At 59.3% G+C, this 21,177-nt stretch carries 19 protein-coding genes; 5 read left to right on the top strand and 14 right to left on the bottom strand.

The window, feature by feature from the left end:
* Positions 1–67 precede the first annotated feature (67 nt).
* Both DRET_RS00675 and DRET_RS00670 read left to right on the top strand, forming a co-directional pair.
* Complete coding sequence (locus tag DRET_RS00675; protein ID WP_015750594.1) at positions 68–1,279, top strand: GNAT family N-acetyltransferase; 1,212 nt, start codon at positions 68–70, stop codon at positions 1,277–1,279.
* Positions 1,280–1,613: 334 nt separating this feature from the next.
* The gene (locus DRET_RS00670) at positions 1,614–1,898 is read left to right on the top strand and encodes a hypothetical protein (RefSeq protein ID WP_015750593.1); all 285 of its coding nucleotides are present in this window, start codon (positions 1,614–1,616) and stop codon (positions 1,896–1,898) included.
* 142 nt (positions 1,899–2,040) lie between these two features.
* Here DRET_RS00670 and DRET_RS00665 read toward each other — a convergent pair whose 3' ends face one another.
* A complete protein-coding gene (locus tag DRET_RS00665; RefSeq protein WP_015750592.1) occupies positions 2,041–2,511 on the bottom strand; it encodes a MarR family winged helix-turn-helix transcriptional regulator in 471 nt (156 codons plus the stop codon).
* A 407-nt stretch (positions 2,512–2,918) separates the two neighbouring features.
* On the opposite strand from DRET_RS00665, the gene betA reads away from it, so the two are divergent.
* The 3 genes from betA (at position 2,919) to DRET_RS00650 (ending at position 7,142) form a co-directional block, all read left to right on the top strand.
* On the top strand, positions 2,919–4,562 hold the full coding sequence (betA, locus tag DRET_RS00660; RefSeq protein ID WP_015750591.1) for a choline dehydrogenase: 1,644 nt from the start codon (positions 2,919–2,921) through the stop codon (positions 4,560–4,562).
* 8 nt (positions 4,563–4,570) lie between these two features.
* Positions 4,571–6,055 (top strand): betaine-aldehyde dehydrogenase, encoded by a 1,485-nt coding sequence (gene betB, locus DRET_RS00655; RefSeq protein ID WP_015750590.1) that lies wholly within the window; start codon positions 4,571–4,573, stop codon positions 6,053–6,055.
* Between the two features lie 133 nt (positions 6,056–6,188).
* The gene (locus DRET_RS00650; protein WP_015750589.1) at positions 6,189–7,142 is read left to right on the top strand and encodes an ABC transporter substrate-binding protein; all 954 of its coding nucleotides are present in this window, start codon (positions 6,189–6,191) and stop codon (positions 7,140–7,142) included.
* Between the two features lie 512 nt (positions 7,143–7,654).
* Here DRET_RS00650 and DRET_RS00645 read toward each other — a convergent pair.
* The 13 genes from DRET_RS00645 to DRET_RS00580 all read right to left on the bottom strand — a co-directional run bounded on the left by DRET_RS00645 (position 7,655) and on the right by DRET_RS00580 (position 21,147).
* Positions 7,655–8,431, bottom strand: coding sequence for an ElyC/SanA/YdcF family protein (locus DRET_RS00645; protein WP_015750588.1), 777 nt, complete (start codon positions 8,429–8,431; stop codon positions 7,655–7,657).
* A gap of 652 nt (positions 8,432–9,083) precedes the next feature.
* Positions 9,084–9,740, bottom strand: a complete 657-nt coding sequence (locus DRET_RS00635) for a sulfotransferase family protein (RefSeq protein ID WP_015750587.1) — start codon at positions 9,738–9,740, stop codon at positions 9,084–9,086.
* Between the two features lie 206 nt (positions 9,741–9,946).
* A complete protein-coding gene (gene trpA, locus DRET_RS00630; RefSeq protein WP_015750586.1) occupies positions 9,947–10,714 on the bottom strand; it encodes a tryptophan synthase subunit alpha in 768 nt (255 codons plus the stop codon).
* A 43-nt stretch (positions 10,715–10,757) separates the two neighbouring features.
* Complete coding sequence (trpB, locus tag DRET_RS00625) at positions 10,758–11,963, bottom strand: tryptophan synthase subunit beta (protein WP_015750585.1); 1,206 nt, start codon at positions 11,961–11,963, stop codon at positions 10,758–10,760.
* Between the two features lie 238 nt (positions 11,964–12,201).
* Positions 12,202–12,855, bottom strand: coding sequence for a phosphoribosylanthranilate isomerase (locus tag DRET_RS00620; RefSeq protein ID WP_015750584.1), 654 nt, complete (start codon positions 12,853–12,855; stop codon positions 12,202–12,204).
* Positions 12,856–12,859: 4 nt separating this feature from the next.
* Positions 12,860–13,678 (bottom strand): indole-3-glycerol phosphate synthase TrpC, encoded by an 819-nt coding sequence (locus DRET_RS00615; protein ID WP_015750583.1) that lies wholly within the window; start codon positions 13,676–13,678, stop codon positions 12,860–12,862.
* The gene (gene trpD, locus DRET_RS00610; protein WP_015750582.1) at positions 13,671–14,678 is read right to left on the bottom strand and encodes an anthranilate phosphoribosyltransferase; all 1,008 of its coding nucleotides are present in this window, start codon (positions 14,676–14,678) and stop codon (positions 13,671–13,673) included. Before trpD ends, DRET_RS00615 begins: the two co-directional genes overlap by 8 nt.
* Before the next feature lie 25 nt (positions 14,679–14,703).
* Positions 14,704–15,276 (bottom strand): anthranilate synthase component II, encoded by a 573-nt coding sequence (locus DRET_RS00605; RefSeq protein ID WP_015750581.1) that lies wholly within the window; start codon positions 15,274–15,276, stop codon positions 14,704–14,706.
* On the bottom strand, positions 15,257–16,678 hold the full coding sequence (locus DRET_RS00600) for an anthranilate synthase component I family protein (RefSeq protein ID WP_015750580.1): 1,422 nt from the start codon (positions 16,676–16,678) through the stop codon (positions 15,257–15,259). Before DRET_RS00600 ends, DRET_RS00605 begins: the two co-directional genes overlap by 20 nt.
* Positions 16,679–16,913: 235 nt before the next feature.
* Entirely contained in the window at positions 16,914–17,693 is a 780-nt protein-coding gene (locus DRET_RS00595) for a prephenate dehydrogenase/arogenate dehydrogenase family protein (protein WP_083777249.1), read from the bottom strand.
* Positions 17,694–17,701: 8 nt separating this feature from the next.
* Entirely contained in the window at positions 17,702–19,036 is a 1,335-nt protein-coding gene (aroA, locus tag DRET_RS00590; RefSeq protein WP_015750578.1) for a 3-phosphoshikimate 1-carboxyvinyltransferase, read from the bottom strand.
* A 2-nt stretch (positions 19,037–19,038) separates the two neighbouring features.
* Positions 19,039–20,172 carry a prephenate dehydratase gene (pheA, locus tag DRET_RS00585; RefSeq protein ID WP_015750577.1) on the bottom strand — a complete coding sequence of 378 codons (1,134 nt, stop codon included), beginning with the start codon at positions 20,170–20,172 and terminating at the stop codon, positions 19,039–19,041.
* A gap of 3 nt (positions 20,173–20,175) precedes the next feature.
* Complete coding sequence (locus tag DRET_RS00580) at positions 20,176–21,147, bottom strand: 3-dehydroquinate synthase II family protein (RefSeq protein ID WP_015750576.1); 972 nt, start codon at positions 21,145–21,147, stop codon at positions 20,176–20,178.
* Positions 21,148–21,177: the final 30 nt, after the last annotated feature.

The following is a 21,177-nucleotide window of genomic DNA, read 5'->3' as shown; positions in this document are numbered from 1 at the left end:
CTGGCATCCTCGCTGATCGCGGATCAGGACATCCAGATATAAAAGCATACACCCCAATGAGAGCCCCATGACAGCGCCCAGCACCCTTTCTCTGCAATGGCACAAATCCATGGCCTCCATTCCCCGCGAGGAATGGAACCGGCTCTCCACGCCGCTTCAAAACCCCCTTTTATCCTGGGATTGGCTCCACCTTCTGGAAACCTCCGGCGCGGTCCGCACCCGCACGGGGTGGACGCCCTCCCACGTGACGCTCTGGCGCGAACGCCGTCTGGTCGCGGCTGCTCCACTGTATCTGCGCCACAACAGTTGGGGGGATTATATCTTCGACCAGGTCTGGGCCGAGGTCGCCGAACGCATCGGTCTTGGCTATTACCCGAAATTGGTCGGGGCCTGCCCCTTTTCCCCGGTCCCAGGCTACCGGTTCCTTCTCGATCCAGCGGAAAACGAGCAGCACCTGACCACGCGGATCCTGCGCTCGATCCACACCATGGCTGTCAAACGCGGCATTTCCGGCTGCCACTTCCATTTTGTGGACCCGGAATGGAAACCATTACTGGAGCACTGCGATTACCTCGCCTGGGTCCAGCCCGGATTTCTCTGGCACAACGACGCCTTCAAATCCTTTGAGGACTTCCTCAGCCGCTTTCACCGAAACCAGCGGCGCAATATCCGCCGGGAACTCCGCAAGCCAGCTGAACTCGGCATTGAGACCCGCATCGTGCCCGCGGACCAGGCCCCGGAGCAATTCTTCACCCGCATGTACGCCATGTACCGCAAGACGGCCCGCCAATTCGGCCGCTGGGGCTGCCATTTCCTCACCCCGCAATTCTTTCTCGAGCTCTCCCAGAACAAAGAGCTGTGCCGCAATCTCCTATTCACCGCCGGATTCGAGCGCCACGGCTCCGGCAAGCCTATCGCCCTGTCCCTGCTCATCCGCAAAGGCAACACGTTGCTGGGACGATATTGGGGCTGCCTCAAAGACTATGATGCGCTCCATTTCAATCTCTGTTATTACCTGCCCATTCAATGGGCTATTGACCACGGCATCGCCTTTTTCGACCCGGGCATGGGCGGCGAGCACAAATCCCGGCGCGGCTTCTGCGCCGTGGCTAACCACAGCCTGCACCGCTTCTTCCCCCGGCCGCTGATGGCCCTTTTCCGCCAACATATCGAGGCCATCAACCGCCACCAGCGGGAAGGCATTGCGACCTTGAACGCCACCGCCCCCTATGTCTTTGCCAATTCCCAACGGCAATGGCCTGTTGAGGAAAAGAACTAAGTTGAGGTGGAATTCACTATCTGTCCTCCAATGTTGCGCCCTGAGCCCAATTTCAGCACCGGGGACACCGATCACGGAATTGCTCCACACCCGGTGCCGGGATTGGGAACACGGCCTGGAAGGTGGATTCAGCGCCCCAAGAATCGGCGACGTATGTCTACACCCTCTCCTGGGGCTCTCCGGCACCTCGCCAAGAGAACGCCGACGCTCTTTTTCCAGGCCGTGGGACCAATTTCAGCACCGGGGACACCATAACGGTGCTATGAAAAATGCAATCGGACCGCGCACGGTCCCGAACCCCCTGACACACAAGCGTTAAATCAAGGAGACTGCAATGAACAAAGGTGTGCTTTGGACTGTACTCGGACTGCTCGGGCTCGGAATCCTCCTGGCCCCTTTTTTTGATGTCTTCGAAGCCGGCCTTTTTGCCGTCGACTATTTTGCGGCTGGACAATTCGCCTGTGGCGTCTTTGCCGCTGGCACCTTTTCCATCGGCATTTTTTCCGCGGGAATCTTTTCGGTCGGCATTTTCTCAGCCGGCATCTTCTCGGTGGGATTATGGACGGCGGGAATTTTTCTGGTCGGCATGTTCCAACGGCGCCTGGACCGGCGGCGTTAAGGTCCAAGATCGGCCCATATCGGGCCCGTCTGCTTTCCGGAAGCAGGGGACCACCCCTCAACCGCCGAGCCGGAATCAGACACAACGAAAAGGGACCTCGATTGTCCCTTTTCCCCCAGTACGTAAAAAGCCCAGGGCGGTATCAACCACCGCCCTGGGCTTTTTCCAAAATCTCCAGGTTGGATCCAATGCGCTCGTGCAACCGCCACAACTGACGGACCTCCTCGTCACTGAGGCCGGCAAACACCTGGTCCCCGAAATCCTCCACCAGGGGCACCAACTCCTCCTTGATCTCCCGGCCCCGCTGGGTCAGAAAAATATTCGATCGACGGCTATCCAAGGGGTCCGGCTCGCGCCGGATGAGACCGTTTTTTTCCATCAGCCCCAGAATGCGGTGCATATTATGCCGATCCCGGGACGTCTTCTCTGCCAATTCGCTTTGGCACAGCCCCTCTTTTTCCCATAAACGATTGAGAATCGACCACTGTTCCGGTGAGACCCGGAGCCCGGACCCGAACAAGGTCCGGTACAAAGCGGTCTTCATGCGCATCGCCGTGCGCAGGACCAGATAATCCGGCGAGTTCTCCAACGGAACCACTTTAAAACGCGCCATAGCCCCTCCTTTTGTTGCCTTAACAACAAACTAGCTAAGCCAACCAGACCACGTCAACTCCCCTTTTCCCTTACGAACTGAAAAAACAGGTTTTTTTCTCCTGGAAACCCTCTGCCGCACACAAAGACTGTGTTGCTTTAGCAACTGAAAAAATTCACTATCCCCCCTTGACCCAATCTTGAATTCATGTATAAACAAAGCTCCTTTTTCAGCAAGTAGCTTGTATTTTGGCGCCAAAAAAAACTCTATACGTATTGCTACTTTGCAAACCTAAAGTGGATAGACTTCCTAAATTTCCGTTTTGATTACAGGACATCAGCAGCACAGTAGACCAAGCCTAAAGACATTTTGCACTGTATAACTGCTGCAAACGTGCAAAAATAAAATGTATTTTCCAGGAGAAGCGAATGGCTCAAAAAAAATACGATTACATCATCGTTGGCGGGGGTTCTGCCGGAAGTGTGTTGGCCAATCGGCTGAGCGCCAACCCCAAAAACAAGGTCCTCGTCCTCGAAGCGGGGCTTCCCGATTACCGTCTTGATTTCCGCATCCACATGCCCGCGGCGCTGACCTACCCCTTGCAAGGGAAGACCTACAATTGGTGGTACGAATCCGATCCCGAGCCGTACATGCACAACCGGCGCATCTATCAACCCCGCGGCAAGGTCCTGGGAGGGTCGAGCTGTATCAACGGCATGATCTATATCCGCGGCAACGCCATGGATTACGAAAAATGGGCCAGCTTTGAGGGATTGGAAGACTGGGATTACGCCCGCTGCCTGCCCTATTTCAACCGCGCCGAATACCGGCTCAGTGGTGCGGACGCCTACCAGGGCGTCGGCGGCCCCCTGTACCTGACCACGCCGGAATGCGACAATCCCCTGTTCGAAGCCTTTTTCAAGGCCGTCCAGCAAGCCGGGCACCCTGTTGTGGACAATGTCAACGGCTACCGGCAGGAAGGATTTTCCAAATTTGACGCCAATATCTACCGCGGCCGGCGGTGGAACGCGGCCCGGGCCTACGTGCACCCGGTCAAAAACCGCAAGAACCTGGACATCAGGTGCCGGGCGATGAGTACCCGGATCCTGTTCGAAGGCAAGAAGGCGATCGGGGTAGAATACAAGAAGGGCAACACTACCCATAAAGTCTACGGCGGCGAGATCATCAGCTGCGGTGGGGCCATCAATTCGCCCCAGCTCTTGCAGCTCTCCGGCGTCGGCGCCGGGGATCACCTGCGCCAGCTCGGCATCGACGTGGTCCAGGACCTGCCCGGAGTCGGTGAAAACCTGCAGGACCACCTCGAACTCTATGTCCAATGGGCGGCCAAAAAACCGGTCAGCATGTTCCCAGCCCTGAAGTGGTACAACCAGCCCAAGATCGGCATGGAATGGCTCTTTGCCAACAAGGGAGCGGCCGCGACCAACCATTTTGAGGCTGGCGGCTTTATCCGCGGCAACGACCAGGTCGACTATCCGAACCTGCAGTTCCACTTCCTGCCCTTGGCGATCCGCTACGACGGCACCGCACCCAACGAAGGACACGGCTTCCAGCTCCACGTCGGCCCCATGAACTCCGACGTCCGCGGTCGGGTCAAGATTACCTCGGCCGACCCCGGGGACTATCCGAGCATCCTGTTCAACTACCTCTCCACGGAACAGGAACGCCGTGAATGGGTTGAGGCCATACGCGCATCGCGCCACATCGTGGAACAGTCCGCTTTTGACGAATTGCGGGGCAAGGAACTCGCTCCGGGCAGCGACGCCCAGACCGACGAGGAGATCCTGGACTTTGTTGCCCGGGAGGGCGAAAGCGCTTACCATCCGAGTTGCACCTGCAAAATGGGCTACGACGATATGGCCGTGGTCGACAGTGATCTGCGCGTGCACGGCGTCGAAAACCTCCGCGTTGTCGATGCCTCGATCATGCCCACCATCACCAACGGCAATATCTACGCTCCGACAATGATGCTCGCGGAAAAGGCGGCGGACAAAATCCTGGGCAACACCCCCCCGGAACCGGCGCAAGCCCCGTTTTACAAAACCGAAGTCTAGGACAGCGGATGATGCGCACGACGCCGATGTATATCAACTCCACCTGGACTGAGGCCCTCTCCGGCGACAGCCGGGAGATATACAATCCGTTCGACGCCTCGGTCATCGCCCGCGTTCCCGAAGGGGGGCGCGGCGATGCCCATAAGGCGATCCAGGCCGCCCGGCGGGCCTTCGACACCGGGCAGTGGCCGGGGCAACCGGCTGTGGAACGGGCCAGGCTCGTCTTCACACTCGCGGAGGCCATCGACCGCGACCGGGAAGAACTGGCCCGACTCGAGAGCCTTGACTCTGGCAAGACCGTGGAGGAAAGCCGGTGGGACATGGAGGAGATCGCCGGTATTTTCCGGTACTATGCTGGCTTGGCCGATAAGGAGCACGGTGAGGTTATCGCCTCGCCGTTTCCTCAGACGACAAGCAAGGTGGTCCGGGAACCGGTCGGGGTCTGCGGTCTGATCGCTCCCTGGAACTATCCGCTTTTGCAGGCCTCATGGAAAATCGCTCCGGCCTTGGCCGCTGGGTGCACCATCGTGGTCAAGCCAAGCGAAATCACGCCATTGACGACGCTCAAACTCGCAGAACTCTGCCATGAGGCCGGTTTCCCCCCCGGAGTCGTCAATGTCATACTCGGCCCCGGTGCCGAGGTGGGGGCACAGCTCGCAGAAAGCCCGGATGTCGACCTGATTTCCTTTACCGGGGGGATCGCCACCGGGAAGACCATCATGCGTGCTGCCGCCGGGAACGTGAAGAAAGTGGCCCTGGAACTCGGCGGCAAAAATCCGAACATTATTTTCGACGATGCCGATTTTGACCTTGCTGTCGATTATGCCTTAAATGGAGTGTTCTTCCACGCCGGGCAAATCTGTTCCGCCGGAGCGCGCCTGCTCGTGCAGGACGCCATCCACGACCGATTCGTGGCCGCCCTGCGGGACCGGATGTCCCGCATTGTGCTCGGCAACGGTTTTGATGCCCAAACGGAAATGGGGCCGGTGATTTCCCAGGAACACCTGGACAAGGTCGAACACTACGTCGAAAGCGCGTGCCAGGAAGGGGCCAGTCTGCTTCTTGGGGGTCAACGGCCTTCTGCGCCGGAACTCCAAAACGGCTATTTCTTCGAACCGACCCTGTTCAGCGAATGCACCAGTGACATGCGCATTGTCCAGGAAGAGGTCTTCGGCCCGGTGGTCACCGTGGAACGATTTACCACGGAACAAGAGGCCATCGATCTGGCCAACGGGACGATCTACGGCCTCTCGGCCGGCTTCTGGACCCGGGATCCCGACCGGATGGAGCGCGTTGCACAGGGCTTGCGGGCCGGTACAGTCTGGATCAACGATTTCAACGTCTATTTTGTCCAGGCTCCGTGGGGCGGGTTCAAACAGTCCGGAATCGGCCGGGAATTGGGACGTTCGGGTCTTGAGGAATATACCGAGGTCAAACACATCTACCACAATTACGCCACCCGTCCGGTGCACTGGTTTGGAGCCGCTCGATAGACCGGGCCCCTGTTCGCATCAAGCACAAAGGGGAGACGTGCCCCATGACATATACCTAGTGGTGGCTGACAACGCCGCACCCCACCTCGGGGACCGTGCTGTCGGCACCCGAACTACAGACAAGGAGCTCCGCATGTCTGGTTTTTCCAAGAAAGTTCTTGTTGCATTGATCGCTTTTGCCGTTCTCACCATGAGCGCTTCACAGGTCCTGGCGGCCAAAGAAGTGCGCTTCGCCAGCGTCAGCTGGACCGGCGTGACCACCAAGACCGAACTGGCTGTGCGCATCCTGCGCAGCCTGGGCTACGAGGCCTCGAACACCATGGTTTCCGTGCCCATTGCCTTCAAGGCCCTGGACACCGGGGAGGCCGATATTTTTCTCGGCAACTGGATGCCCACCCAGGCCACAATGGCCAACAAATACTTCGACAAGGGCACCATCGAACCGCTCGTGGCCAGTATGCCCGGAGCGAAATACACCCTGGCCGTGCCCACATACGCCTATGAAGGCGGCTTGCAGCACTTCAAAGACATCGCCAAATACGCCGATAAGCTGGGGAATAAAATCTACGGCATCGAGGAAGGCAACGACGGCAACCAGATCATCCAATCCATGATCGACAAGGACATGTTTGGACTGGGCGATTTCCAGCTCATCCCTTCCAGTGAGGCCGGGATGCTCTCCCAGGTGCAGTCCTTCACCAAGGACGAACGCTGGATCGTCTTTCTGGGCTGGGCCCCGCACCACATGAACGAAATGATCGACATGAAGTATTTGGACGGAAGTACATCAGAGACCTTCGGCAAGAACGACGGTACGGCCACGGTCTACACCATCGTGCGCGACGGGTTTGTCGAAGAAAACAAAAATGTCGCCAAGTTTTTGAAAAACCTCATCTTCCCCATCTCCATGATGAACCAGATCATGACCACCCTCCACGAAAAGGACGGGTTGAAACCCGTGGATGCCGGCCTGGATTGGGTCAAGGCCCATCCAGAGGTCTACAAGGGATGGCTGGAAGGCGTGACCACCATTTCCGGGGAACCGGCTCTGCCGGCCTTTGAACAATACCTGGAAACCGTCAACTAAGATGCTTGCCGGAGGCAATGCTACAGCCTCCGGCACCAACAACACAGCCCCCCGTCGGACGATGTCCGTCGGGGGGCTGTGTCGTGAACGACGATCACACCACCGCATCGCTGCCGGGATACGAAAAAAAGGCTCTTCGTCACAGGGCATGGAATTTCAGACGCAAAAGTTTGCCGTCTCTTCTGTGTGCTTCGAGCGAAAGGCCCGCACATTTTCTTGGTCCCGCCAAAAGGGGGAAACCGGACCGCGAACTGAATGCTCCCAGGCGGATTTTGATGCAACAAGGGCCATCTTCGACACTTGGAGTTCTTTTCCACTTGAGAGTCCGGAGGGGGCAAGGATCCCCCTTTGACGGGATTGAGAAAATACCGGGCCGAAAGTGGGCACACAGAAGAGACGGCAAACTCCAAAAATCCACAGGATCCGTCAAAGAACCGAAAAAAATCGCCACAGCGTCAGGGAAGAACCGAGGTAAAAATCCCAAACACCGCCTTGCTCCCCCAGGGCGATTGTCATACGGGCTGTTCGAGTTGCCCCCGCAACCAGGCCCACCCAAGTCCAAGATATTCATAGACAGCGCGTTGGAGGCAATAGGCGTCTTGGGCATTGGGAAACCAGTCCCAGGCCTGTAAGGCTTCTCGGGGCGCCAAATGGCCGGTGGGCGCGGCAATCGGATGGGAGCCCTGTCCCTGAAACAGGGCCATGGCTCGTGGCATATGCGAGGCAGAGGTCACGAGCACGAAGGGGGCCTGGCCGAGGCGCTCGGTGATCATGGCCGCCTCTTGGGCCGTATCCCGCGGTCTTTCCTCCAGAACCAGCGGCCCTTCGTAGCCCAATGCCTTGGCCAGGTCCGCCTTGATCCGGGCATTGGAAACCGCCTCCTTGCCGGCATACCCGGAAAGCAGCAACGTGGCCCCCGGGAGTTGGCGGACGATCCGCACCCCCTCCACCAGCCGATACATGGTTGACGTTCCGACTTTGGCGCTGACCGGAAGCCCCGGGTCCGAGGCGTGCCCACCCCCGAGAACCACGACCCATTGCGCATCAGCGGCTTTGGCCGCAGTCATATCAATGGCGGGAAACCGTCCTTCCAGAGTCCGCATGGCCCATTGCGGCACCGCCGGAGTGGTGCTGACAAGCAACACTGCCGTCCCAGCCAGGACCAGCCAGCGTCCGGTTCGTTGCCAACGGCGGAAGCCAAACAGGATCACGAGCCCAGCGACGAGGAGTTCAAAAGCCAGAGGCAAGGGAAACACGAGCCGGGCCACCATTTTTTTCAGGACAAACACGCCTCCTCCTTGTGTTGGATATTCTCAGGAGGTCTATCGCCTCTGGGCGAGGCTTTTGTCCAGTCTGGCCGGTTGCACCGCGCCCGAGCACTGCTTTGAAAAACAGGGCAACGATGAAACACCCGCCCCCACTATACTCCGGGTGGGGAAAATTTACCGCAAGCGGACCCTGAATCGAAAAGGCACGTTCTATGCATTCCACAAAGAGGGTCTATCTCACACCTGTTTTTTGACCTTTTTGTCAAAAAAACAAAACGGAGAACCCGCCCAGGAGGCACCTATGAAACCACATCGCCCACCCCAAAAGGGTCCATCCTGCCAGGCTCAAGACAGATCAAAAGCCCGGTCCGAGCGCGCCAGCATGCCGGGAAAACCGCAATTTTCGCCGCAATGTGTGGAGACGATGCAGCAAGCGTTGCTTTCAGAAAAATGGAGTCAGCTCGTTTTGCATGGCGACTTTATCGCTTGAGCCGTCGGCCCGGCGGGAAAAACTCTTATATTCAAGAACTTACGCCTAAAAACCACACTTTTGGCAGACAAAAAACCCGGGATGTCCCGGGTTTTTCCATTTCTGCAACCCTATTTGCAATTTTGTCATTACCCCCTCCCTGCCACGGCCGGAGAGGCGCTCTCCGGTCGTAAAAACAGGGGATCAAACAGACGGATAGCCGAAGAAGTCCATTTCCGGACCAATGAGACGCTGAAACACGGCCCGTTGGGGCCCCGGCATTTTCGTTCTGTACCGCCCCACCGAACTCGACCGGACTCCGCTGGACTGGCAGATCTTGTAGTCGCCGCCATTGAGAAGACGAAAACGCTCAAACCGGTCCAGCCGCTCGTAGGGCAGTTCCAGATACTCCAGGATCGAGTTCATGGTCGCCTCTGGGCGGGTCACGAGATCTTCATACCGCACGAGGTGCCACTTTTCCGGGGCTTTCAGATACTGTCGCTGGATGCGCTGCCACCGGTCCACAAGACCGAGGTCGACGCCGGACATCCGTCGGCCCCTGGGCCAGAGCAGATACGCGTATCCAGATTCAATACTCGAGAGATAGGCGTCCCGCGGATCCCGCACCAGCCAGATAAAGCGGTCGAAGAACCGGCTCATAAGCCGCCATTGCTCCAAGAACAGGATATCCATGGGTTTGACACAGACCGCGCCCTGTTTGGGCCCCAGTCCGGTAAGCAGGCGGCTCAGCATGAGCCAGGACGAAAGATCGCTGGTCGAGCGAACGGCCGAATGTTGCCCCAGCATATGTTGCAGCAGGGTGCTGCCGCTACGCATGGAATACCCGATCAATATACGCATGGAGTCCTCCGTGTCGGCGCGATGTGCGGGTGTGTTTGCCGTAAGACCTGAAAGACGGCTGCTGTAGGCCTGCCCCCTTCTTCGCAGACGAGAGGTCTTTGGCCCGGGGGGACGAAAAGCTCCTTCGAGGTCTTCGACAAAAAGGGCCGACCATGTGCATGGTCGGCCCTTTTTGTCGTGAACGACAGTGACAGCTCCATGGCAAATCAGTGCCATCTCTGCAAAAATGTCCTGACCTCCCCGCCGCCTTGCACATGCCGGATCAAACTGCTGCCGAAGACCACCGCATCGACCAGGTCGCGTATCTCACCCAGTTGTTCCTTACGCTCCAATCCGAACCCCAGAGCAATGGGATCGTCAAAAATGTCCTGGGCACGGGAAAGCGCCTGAGGCAATTGCGGCGGGAACCCGGCTTGTGTGCCAGTGATGCCCAGTGCCGCAACCATATACACAAAACCGCTGCCATTTTTGGCATAGGCTCGCATCCGCTCTTCAGAGGTATTCACGCCGATCATGCGGATGAGGTCCATTCCTTGTGCATTGAGTACCTCTTGAAACGGCCCGGCCTCCTCCAGCGGCAGATCCGGGACAATGCACCCGGCCACCCCCGCCTGGGCGGCTCGCTCCGCAAAACGGGCCATGCCGTATTGCCAAAAGGGATTATAATACCCCATACACACGATCGGGGTCGCCAATTGCCCCGCCATACGCTCCAATCCGTCCAATATCCAGTCCAGATCAACGCCGTCGGCCAGGCACTGCAACGAAACGGCCTCAATAAGTGGACCATCGGCCACGGGATCGGAAAACGGGACTCCTATCTCAATAATATCTGCACCTTGCGCGTCCAGCTCCCGCAAAACCTCCCAAAACCGTTCCGGGTCGGGAAATCCGGCCGGAAGAAACGGGATCAGGGCGTGGCGCCCGGCCTTGTGAGCCTTGTCAACGGCCTCGGTCAACACTGATGTATGCATGACACGCTACTCCTTGTGTTCATGTCCTCGTTGGATCTTTTGCCTACGCCTTGGTCTCCGCAGCGCCTTCGCGCTCCCGGACGATGCCCAAATCCTTGTCCCCGCGCCCGGACAGCGTGACGACCACGCGGCTGCCGGATGGGATTTCTCCTTGCAGCGCCATGGCGTAGGCCAGGGCATGGGAACTTTCCAGGGCCGGAATGATCCCCTCGTCCCGGGAAAGGGTATAAAAGGCTTCCAGGGCCACATCGTCGCAGACACAGACATATTCAGCCCGACCTGAGGTCATGAAGGCCACATGTTCCGGGCCGACCCCTGGGTAGTCGAGCCCCGGGGCCACGGAATGCGAGGGCAGGATTTGTCCGGCCTGGGTCTGGAGCAGATAGGTTCGCGCGCCCTGCAACACCCCTTCGGTCCCCTGGCTCAACGTCGCGGAATGGGTGCACCCCTCTTCGCCGCTGCCCGCGGCTTCCACACCAATCAGGCGGACCTCCGGATAATCGGTGAACGGGTGGAACATGCCCATGGCGTTGGAGCCCCCACCAACACAGGCCAGCACCACGTCCGGCAGCCCGCCCATTTTCTTCTGGCACTGCGCAATCGTTTCCGTACCGATCACCGACTGCAGGTCGCGGACCAGGGCCGGGAAAGGATGGGGGCCGACGACGGAGCCGATACAATAGTGCGCCGTGGCCTGGTCCCGGATCCAGTGCCGCAAGGTCGCGCTGATGGCGTCCTTCAATGTCTGGGTCCCGCTGTCCACCGCTTCCACCTTCGCCCCCAGAAGACGCATCCGGTGAACGTTATGGGCTTGGCGCTGCACATCTTTGGCCCCCATATACACGATGCACTCCATACCCAGCATGGCCGCAGCCGTGGCTGTGGCCACCCCGTGCTGCCCCGCTCCGGTTTCGGCCAACAGGCACCGCTTGCCCATATGCTTGGCCAAGAGGGCCTGTCCGATGGTGTTGTTGATCTTATGCGCGCCTGTATGCGCCAGGTCCTCACGTTTGAGCCACAGGTCGAATCCAAGTCGCTTGGAAAGATTACGGCATCGATACAACGGCGTCGGTCGCCCCACGTAATCCTGGAGGACTTCAGCCAACTCCTCTTGAAACGCCTGACTGGGCAGGACAGACTGCATCGCCTCTTCCAATTCGATCAAGGGCGGCATCAGCAATTCAGGGACAAACTGGCCGCCGAATCCGTCGTAATATCCGGCATCCGGGAATTCTGTTTTTGTGTTCATTGTCGGTGTTCCTTTGTTCTTAAGTTTTCCACAGGATGTTCTTTTCTTTTATAACATATTGATATTCATTAACTAAAAACGAACATAGCTTGTTTTTTCCCACCCCACACCGCGTAGCTCGCAAAGGCCAATGCGCTGGCACAGCTCTGAGTGGAAAAGCATTCACCATGAAAAAGGGAGCCTACGTTGCCGTCAAACAGCAGGGCACCAAGCCATGTTCAAAACCCCCGGAACCGGTTCACTCCCCCAACTGGACGCATGACCGGCTCTGGCGCATGGTTTGGACCGCGGCGATGAGCTGCCCCCTGTTCTTTTCGCCGGGGGCGTTTTCAACACCGGAGTTCATATCTACCCCATCTGGCTGGAATTTCGTGATTTTTTTACGAACATTTTCTGCACCAATTCCGCCGGCCAGCAGCCAAGGACGGGGAAAAACGATCTGCTGCAAGGCCACGGCACTCTGCAGTTCCCGCCCGTGCCCGCCACCGGCAACCCCGCTATCGCACAGAAAGTACCGGCACGAATCCGCCCAGGCATCCAGATAGGCCTGTAACGCCGCTTTGGAGGCAAACCGCTCGGGCCAGACCACTCGGATGACCCGCTGCGGCCCGATCGCCGCTGCGTCGTGGTGATCCTGCTCGCCATGGAACTGGACCAGATCCAGTTCGGCCCGGTGCATGATATCAGTGATCGCCGCTGTCCTTTGCCGGACTACGACCCCAACCCGCAGAAATCGTCCCCGCGGCAACTCGGCGACCTGCTCGGGCCGGATGCTGCGCAAAGAGGGCTCATGAAAAATAAACCCCACCATGTCCACGCCCAAGGCGCCGCAGAGTTCAACATCCTGCTGCCGCTTGAGCCCACAGACCTTGATCAGCAACGTGTCTGCCATGATGTTATCCTTGTTCAAAAAACGGGGTGCTTTTGGCCGTAGCCATCCCCGGGCCAACACCGCGTAAATACCGCAGCGCAGCGGCTGGCTCCTTGTGTTGCATCAACCAAGTGCCCACCAAAACAGCATCAAAGCCGCGTTCGCCCAGGGCGACACAATGCTGCGGTGCATTGATGCCGCTGGCGCTGATCCAGACTTCACCGGCCTGCTTGCGCTTGCCCAAGGCGTAGGAGCGATCCAGGTCAACCTGCAGCGTGTCCAGATCGCGATTGTTGACCTGGATGATATCCGCGCCCGCCTGCCGCGCCAGGTCGATTTCAGCTTCGCTGAAAACCTCGACCACTGTCTCCAGACCATAGGCCTGTGCCTGCTCCACAAGCGTTTTAAGGGTCCCCGGAGTCTCCAGAAAATAGCGAACGATCAACAATACGGCGGCTGCCGGCGTCGCGGCCGATTCCGCAATTTGCAGCGGATGGAAGAGAAAATCCTTGCGCAATAGCGGCAAGCCCGCCACCTGGGCCCGTTCCAAAAAGGCCAGCGAGCCATGGAAATGCGCTTTTTCGGTCAAAACGGAAATCGCGGCCGCTCCGCCGGCCGCATAGGCCTCGGCCGCTTCCTTGGCCCCGAGCCTGGGGTTAATAATCCCCTTTGACGGGGAAGCCCGTTTATATTCGGCCACCACAGCCACGGACGGTGCCTCTTGTAACTGGCGCTTGAGCGAGGGGCGGTCAATCTCCAGCGGCGCCGGCAGAGTCCCGTTGGCCTCCTGCAGGCGCAGACGCTCGAGTTCCTCTTTTTTGGCCTCAATGAACCGGTCAAGCACAGGCCACCTCCTTGCTGATGCCCCGGCTGACGGCCTCGCAGGCCCTGGCTACGGCGGCGTCAAGGGACAATTCCGGCTCGAGAAGGAAAAGGGCCACACCCAGATTCAAGGCGAGCATACCCTGCATCGCCTGGGGCCCGCGTCCCTGGAGCAGGGCCCGAACCACTTCCAGGGCCTCTGTCTTGTCCCGGCAGGCCAGGGCCGCCTCGTCGCAGGTGGCAATGCCGAATGCGGCCGGGTCGATATCCCGGCGCACCACTTCGCCATTATCCACAACAAGGCACCGGTTGGGCCCCAATGGGGTCAGCTCGTCATACCCTCCAGCGCCATGCACCACCGCGGCGCGCTGGATGCCAGACAGGGCCAGGGCGTCGGCTACCGGCTGCATGAACTGGCTCCGGGGGACGCCGAGCAATTGGTGGGTCGGGCGAGCCGGATTGAGCAGCGGGCCAAGGAGATTGAACAGCGTCCGCACGCCGAGATCTTTCCGGATGGGCCCGAGCTTGGCGAACGCGGGATGGAAATGGGGAGCGAAAAGAAAGACGAACCGCGACCGGGCGAGCCCGGAATGGACATCGTTTTCCTGCTCGGCAAAGGGCAATCCCAAGGCCTCAACCACATCGGCACTGCCGCAGGACGAAGAGACGGCCCGGTTGCCGTGCTTGACAACATCGTATCCCATATCGGCCAGATACAGGGCCACCACCGTGGAGCAATTGAAGCTGCTCTTATTGTCTCCCCCGGTTCCACAGGTATCGATCCTGGGACGGGTCAGTCCGCTGACGGTCCGAGCCTGTTGCAAAGCCGCTTGCACCGCGGCGGCGAGTTCCAGCCCGGTTTCTCCTTTGGCCCTAAGCGCGAGCAAAAGCCCGCCAGCCTGAGCCGGTGGGCAATGGCCGGAAAACAGATGGTCAAAACAGGCCCGGGCCATCTCCGGCGCAAGATCCTGCCCGTCCGCGACATGGTCCAAAATGGTATTCATGGCAACAGCTGCGTTCATGATCCTTTCCTTTTCAGATTACAAGCTAACTGGATACGGCGAGAAAATTGGCCAACAAACGCTGTCCGTCAGGGGTCAACACGGATTCCGGATGGAATTGGACCCCCATCCAGGGCCGGTCGGTATAGCGCAGGCCCATGAGGTCGCCGTCTTCGCTCTGACAGGTCCTGGTCACGGCCGGACTCTTTTCGAGCCCGGAAACAAGAAGCGAATGGTAACGGCAAGCTTCAAAAGGATTGGAAACCCCGGCGAACAGCGGATCACCATTGTGGTGAATACGCGAGGTTTTGCCGTGCATCACCCGGGGCCCCTTGCCCACAACCAACCCAGCATGGGCCGCCAGGATCTGATGGCCCAGGCAAACGCCCAGCACCGGTGTGGCCGCGGCAAGGGAGCGGAGAAACGGGAGGCACAGGCCGCTGTCCGCCGGTCCCCCGGGGCCGGGAGAAATGACCACCCGTTCCACCTCGCCCGATGCAGCCAATTCCAGAAGCTCCGGTCTGTTGTTACGCAACACCACCGGATCAGCCCCAAGGACCTGAAATGCCTGGACCAGATTGAACGTAAACGAATCAAAATTATCGATGAGCAAAAACATCACTTTCCCCTTCTTCCTGAAGGACTTCCCGCAAAATGCGGGCCTTGTTCTGGCATTCCTGCCATTCCTTTTCCGGATCCGAGTCGGCCACGATGCCGGCCCCGGCCTGCCAGAAGATGGTCCCGGACTGGATCCACAAAGTCCGGATACAGATCCCGGTGTCCAGGGCGACCTGATCCGGATCAAGCCCGATCCAGCCCACCGCCCCCGCGTAGGGCCCCCGGGGCTGGCTTTCATGTTCTGCGATGGTCTCCATAGCCCGAATCTTCGGGGCTCCGGAAACAGTGCCGGCAGGAAACGTGGCCGCAAGGACATCCACGGCGTCCAAGCCAGTCTTGAGCTCGGCCTCGAGATACGAGGTCAGGTGCATGACATGGGAAAACCGTTCGACCTGCATGAGCCTATCGACACGGACACTGCCCGCTGCAGCGATCCGGCCCAGATCATTGCGGCCCAAATCCACAAGCATGACGTGCTCGGCCCGCTCCTTGGGATCGGCCGCCAACTCGTCGGCCAGGGCTGCATCTTCCTCCCGGGTGGTTCCGCGGTGCCTGGTCCCGGCAATGGGGCATTCCTCGACCCGTCCCTCCGAACACCGCACCAGGACCTCCGGTGACGAACCGACGATAGTCGTGCCCGGCAAGCGCAAAAAATACATATAGGGAGAAGGGTTGTACTGACGCAGGCGCCGGTAGACAGCAAAGGCTTCTCCGGAGAAGGAGGCCTGAAACCGGGTCGAAAGGACGACCTGGATAGCCTCTCCATTGTGGATGTCCTCCCGGATGCGACGCACGCTCTGACAGAATTGTTCCTTGTCCGGTCTGGTCTCCACCTGTCCCAGCCGCGGCTTGGCATCGAGGCTGGCGCCAACTTGCCGCCCGCCGCCGTGTTTGGGGAAGGTGTCGTCCAGGCTGAGTTGAACGCACCGGTGGTGCAGATGGTCGAATAAAAGGACATGGGCCGGCAGAACCAGACAGGCTTCAGCCTTTTCAGGAGGGAGCTGGTCGGCCAAGGCGGGCTCAAAACACCCGGCCAGGCCGTAGCCGAGATATCCGTAGACACCGCGGGAAAAAATGGGCAGATCGGCTAGCTCCTCTGGAGGCTGTACCGCCAGATCGGCCAGGAGCGCGCGCAATCCTTGTTCGAAAGGCAACCCCGTATAGCTCCGGAGCGCCTCAAGCCGGGCATCCTTGACCGTCAGCTCGAGATTTCCCTCATGGCAGGAGGCCACAAGGCGAAAATCCCAGGCCACAAGGCTGTAACGCCCCCAACGACCGTCGACTTCAGCACTCTCCAGGAGCAGCCCTGGTTTTTTGCCCACCATCTGCTGGTACAGACTGATCGGTGTCTGTGTGTCCGCCGGAAGAGTCCGGCCTTGTTGCTGTAATACCACCTGCGGCATTGATTCTCTCCTTTTTCTGCACATCCATGTCTGAAGACTGCAGCGTTGACGATTTCCAGGTTTACCGGCCGCGGTGCGAAATTGGTCCCCTGGGAGGAAAACCGCCCTCAGGCGTTTGTCCAGGCCAAAGCCACCTTGTCGAGCCGGGCTGCGGCTGCAGCATTGGCTATAAAAAAAGCCGCGCTCCCTTGAGAGGAGCGCGGCTTGGGCCATCATGATCGCTATTCGAACTGGACTAGATCTCGTAGCACTCCTCTTCATATGACGCACCACGCCACCACCAGGCGGCCTTTTCCACCAGAATGTCCATATCCCCAGCCGCGGCCAGATTGAGGTAGGAACGGAATTGGCGTACGGCGTCCTGGCTGTAGGGATTGGCCTCAAAAAGGGCCGTAAACAGAGGAGAATCTTCCAAAAGCATCTTTTTCGCCGCCTCCAGGCGCCGGGTAAACGAAGGGGTCATGAAGGTCGCCACAGCCTCCTGATCAGCGCTGCAAGCCAGGTAGGCCACCGACGTCACAAAATTGAGCCCCTGCAAAAGGGCCACACTGCGATCGTGGGCTTCAGCCGTGGACTCAAAGCAGACGAGCCCGGCGCGTTCAAAAACATCACGCACCCGCTCCAAGGCGTTCGCCCCGCGGCCGGGAACCAGAACTGTGCGCAGGGGAGTGGCCGCATCCGGAGCCGGGCCGAAAAGAGGATGGGTTCCAACCACATCCCCGGAAAAATAGTGGAGCATGTGCCGCAGGGGGGCGTCCTTTACCGAGCAGATATCCGCGAGGATGGCCCTGGCCGGCACAAACGGGACCACCTTGGCAAGTACTTCTTCGACCGCGGGCACCGGCACAGCCAGAATCACCAGATCCACCCCGCTCGCGGCTGTCCGGAGTTGCTCGCCGTCCAAGGGTTTATCCACGCCACGCACCGCATACCCGGCCTCTTCAAGCCGCGGTTGCAGAAAACGGGCCATGGCGCCGTTGCCGCCGATAAAAAGGATGGTCTGGATAGCACTCATGGCAGACATCAATTTCCAGGCCTTTCGGACGTTCCTTCCGATGCCTGACGGACCTTGTCCCATTGTTCCCAGAAGCGGGGAAAGGATTTGGCCACGCAACCGGGATTGTCTAATTGGAGATGCAACCCGGCCAACTGGAACAGGGAAAGGGCCATGGCCATACGGTGATCATCATAAGTCGACAATCGCAGCGGTTTGGTCCCCAGCGGACAGGGGATGATCGTCAGGGTATCCGCTTCAACGGTGACCTCGGCCCCGGCCTTGCGCAACTCATTGGCCACGCCATTGAGACGGTCGCTCTCCTTGAGCTGCAGATGCGCGATATTCTTGATCACCGTGGGGCCTTCCGCCAGACTGGCCATCACCGCCACCGTCGGGACGAGATCCGGGCAAGGGCCCATGTCCAATTCCTGCCCCTGAAGAGGTCCAGGAGCGACGACCAGCGACTCCCGCCCCCACTCAACGTACGCACCGAATTGTTTGACGATGTCCACAATGACCCGATCGCCCTGGCGAGAATCCTTATACAAACCACGCAACCGCACAGGGCGGGGCCCGATGGCACCAGCGGCCACGAAATAGGACGCGTTGCTCCAGTCGCCCTCGACCCGATAGCGTTGCGGCGAGTAGACCCCGGGATGGCAACGAAACCGCGTTTTACTTGGCTCGATGGAGGGATTGCTCTCAAAGGGCACGGAGTGCCATCTCTCGCCGTGCGCTTGTTCCAGGATCGGCTCCTGTCCAAAAAAACGCATCACTTCAAGAGTCAAGGCCACATAGGGCCAGGAGACGGCCCGCTGTCCGCCGATCCCAATAGTCAGAGGATCACAGGCCAGCGGCGAGGCCAGCAGCAACCCGGAGAGAAATTGGCTGCTTTCATCCAGGGCCACTGTCGTCTGCCCCCCTTTGAGCCCTGAGCTATGCACCCGGCAGGGCAGAAAGCCGTCCGCCTCGAGCCATTCAAAGCGGCATCCGAGTTGGTGAAGAGCCGAAGCCAGCGGCGCGATGGGCCGCTGGTGCATCCGACCTTGCCCGGCAAGGGAAAACACCCCTGAACCGGCTGCGGCCACAGCCGTGAGCAGGCGGCAGGTGGTGCCGGATTCGCCGACATCGAGACTCGCCTGATTGACCTGGCCGATACCGCCGCGCCCTCGGACCACAAGTCCGTCGGCCTCGACCTCGAATTGGGTGCCCAGCGCTTCGAGACAGGCACGGGTCCGGTCCAGGTCCTGACTGTCCAGGACGTTTTCCACCCGACTGACTCCAAGTGCCAGACCAGCGCAAATCAAAGCCCGATGGGAGAGGGACTTGCTTGCCGGGACCGTGACCTCCACATGGTACATGCCTATTCCTCCCGCCCCATATCCAGGGCTTGGCCGTTGGGGTAACTCCCCAGAACGCGAAAACTGTGACAGTTGGCCTCCAGGGCTTGCAAAAGCTGGGTATACTCCTCCCGTCCCAGGTCGCACTCCAGATCAGCGAAAAAGACGTATTTCCACCGTTCACCGCGCATGGGCCGAGATTCCAGCTTGCGCATATTCACACCTTCACGGGCCAAAAGATTGAGGACCCCGGCCAAGGCCCCGGGTTTATCCGGCACCGAAAACAGCAGAGAGGTCTTATCCCTGTTCCCTGCCGGCGGAGCGCCACGGCCGATGACCAAAAAGCGGGTCCAATTCTCCGGCAGATCTTCAATATGGGAGGCCACGACCTGGAGCTGGTACAAACCGGCCAGAGCGCTGTGGCCGATAGCGGCTTCTGAGGCGTTTTTCACTCGGGCCGCAGCCGCGGCCGTGCTTTCCACTGGCACGACCTTGGCCTGAGGGAGATGTTGGCGCAACCAACCGCCGCATTGCTGCAATGCCTGTGGATGCGAATAGACGGTGGTGATGCCGCCCTTGTCACCGTTGCAGCTGAGCAGGCTGTGGCTGATACGACAAAAGACTTCGGCCTGGATAAAGACTTCGTACATCAAAAACAGGTCCAGGCTTTGCCCCACCGTGCCCTGCAGGGAATTTTCCAAGGGAATGATCCCCAGTTCCGCGCGTCCGCAGGACACGGCGTGGAAGACATCCTCGAGTGTCGGCTGGTCATGAAATTCAGCACTGCCGCCCAGGGCATGCACCCCAGCAAAATAGGAAAAAGTGCCTTCCGGTCCGAGATAGACGACCCGTTGCGGTCGTTGCAGGGCGCGCGAAGACGAGAGAATCTCGCGATAAATGGATTCCAGATGGTCCTGGGGCAATGGGCCGGGATTGTGCGCGGACAGCCGCTCTAAAACGGCCTTCTCCCGAAACGGCTTGAAAATGGCGCCCTTGGTCGTGGATTTGGCCTCACCGACCTGCAGACTCAATTGCGCGCGCCGGTTGAGCAGGTGCAGCAGTTCCTGGTCGACACCGTCAATGGCGTCGCGCAAGGTTTCAAGAGAGATAGTGGAAGTATCGGTCATGGTCATTTCGTCCTGGTTGTTCAAACCCATGGCTTAGTGTTCCACAATCTCTTCGTCGATGCGCATCCCGAAATGGCGACCCGCCTTGTCCGTGCGGCACAAGATCTCATCGCCTTCGCGCAGGGAGACCACGCTCACCGGACTGCCGTCGGGGCGCACCAGACGGATCGTCTCCGCATTTTGCAAAAAAACCTGTCCGGAAGAACCGCCAACCTCGGCGGTGATCAGCAGCAACGGGCGGACTTCGGTCTTCACCCGTCCCACCGTAGCCACCTGTGTGGTCCCGTCATGTCCGACAACAAGGACCTCACTTCCAGCACGCAATTCTTCGAGATAGGAGGTCGTGTCCCCCGGCATGCTGACATAGGCGTGGACCCCGCCGGCATTGATCCGAAAAGGCCGCGCCGCAACGTACGGGTTCGACTCCGTCTCGGCATTGACGAGAAAGGTCAGTGCGGCCGAATTGCCGACCAAAAGCCCCTGGCCGGTGCGCATTAAACTGCAGGTATCCACGCAGACCCGATGCCCGAGGCCGACCTGGGCAATGGAGGTGATCCGGCCGATCTCCAGGTCCAGCTGCCCCTGACTGCGCTTCATCCCATCGACAATCGGCTTGATCGCCTCGCAGGCCTCCTGGGGCACGACGATAAAATCGACGCCCCGCTCCAGGATACCGGCGGCCAGCCGCGCCTGCTCCAGGCTGGTCACTTCCAGTCCCAGACGGCCGCCCTGGGCCAGAAGATTTTCAACAGGGATGATCTCCCACCCCTGGCGCAGAACAACATTTTTGCCGGCCCGCAATGCTGTGGCCGCTTCCTCCTCATCACCCTTGTCCGCAAGCGTGATTTCCTCCATCTCCTCGGGCGTGACCACGGCGGTCCGTCCCAGAGAGAGGACCTCCTCCTTATGCTCCTGGGCGACAAAGAGCCCATCAACACCGGATTCCAGGGCCAGGGTCACCACCTGCTTGTCGAAGGGCATCGCCTTTACATACACAGTCATCATACGCTTTCCACCACTTCCCAATACGTAAAT

This window comes from Desulfohalobium retbaense DSM 5692 (assembly GCF_000024325.1).
Classification (GTDB): domain Bacteria; phylum Desulfobacterota; class Desulfovibrionia; order Desulfovibrionales; family Desulfohalobiaceae; genus Desulfohalobium; species Desulfohalobium retbaense.
This window is presented reverse-complemented; position numbering and strand designations above follow the sequence as displayed.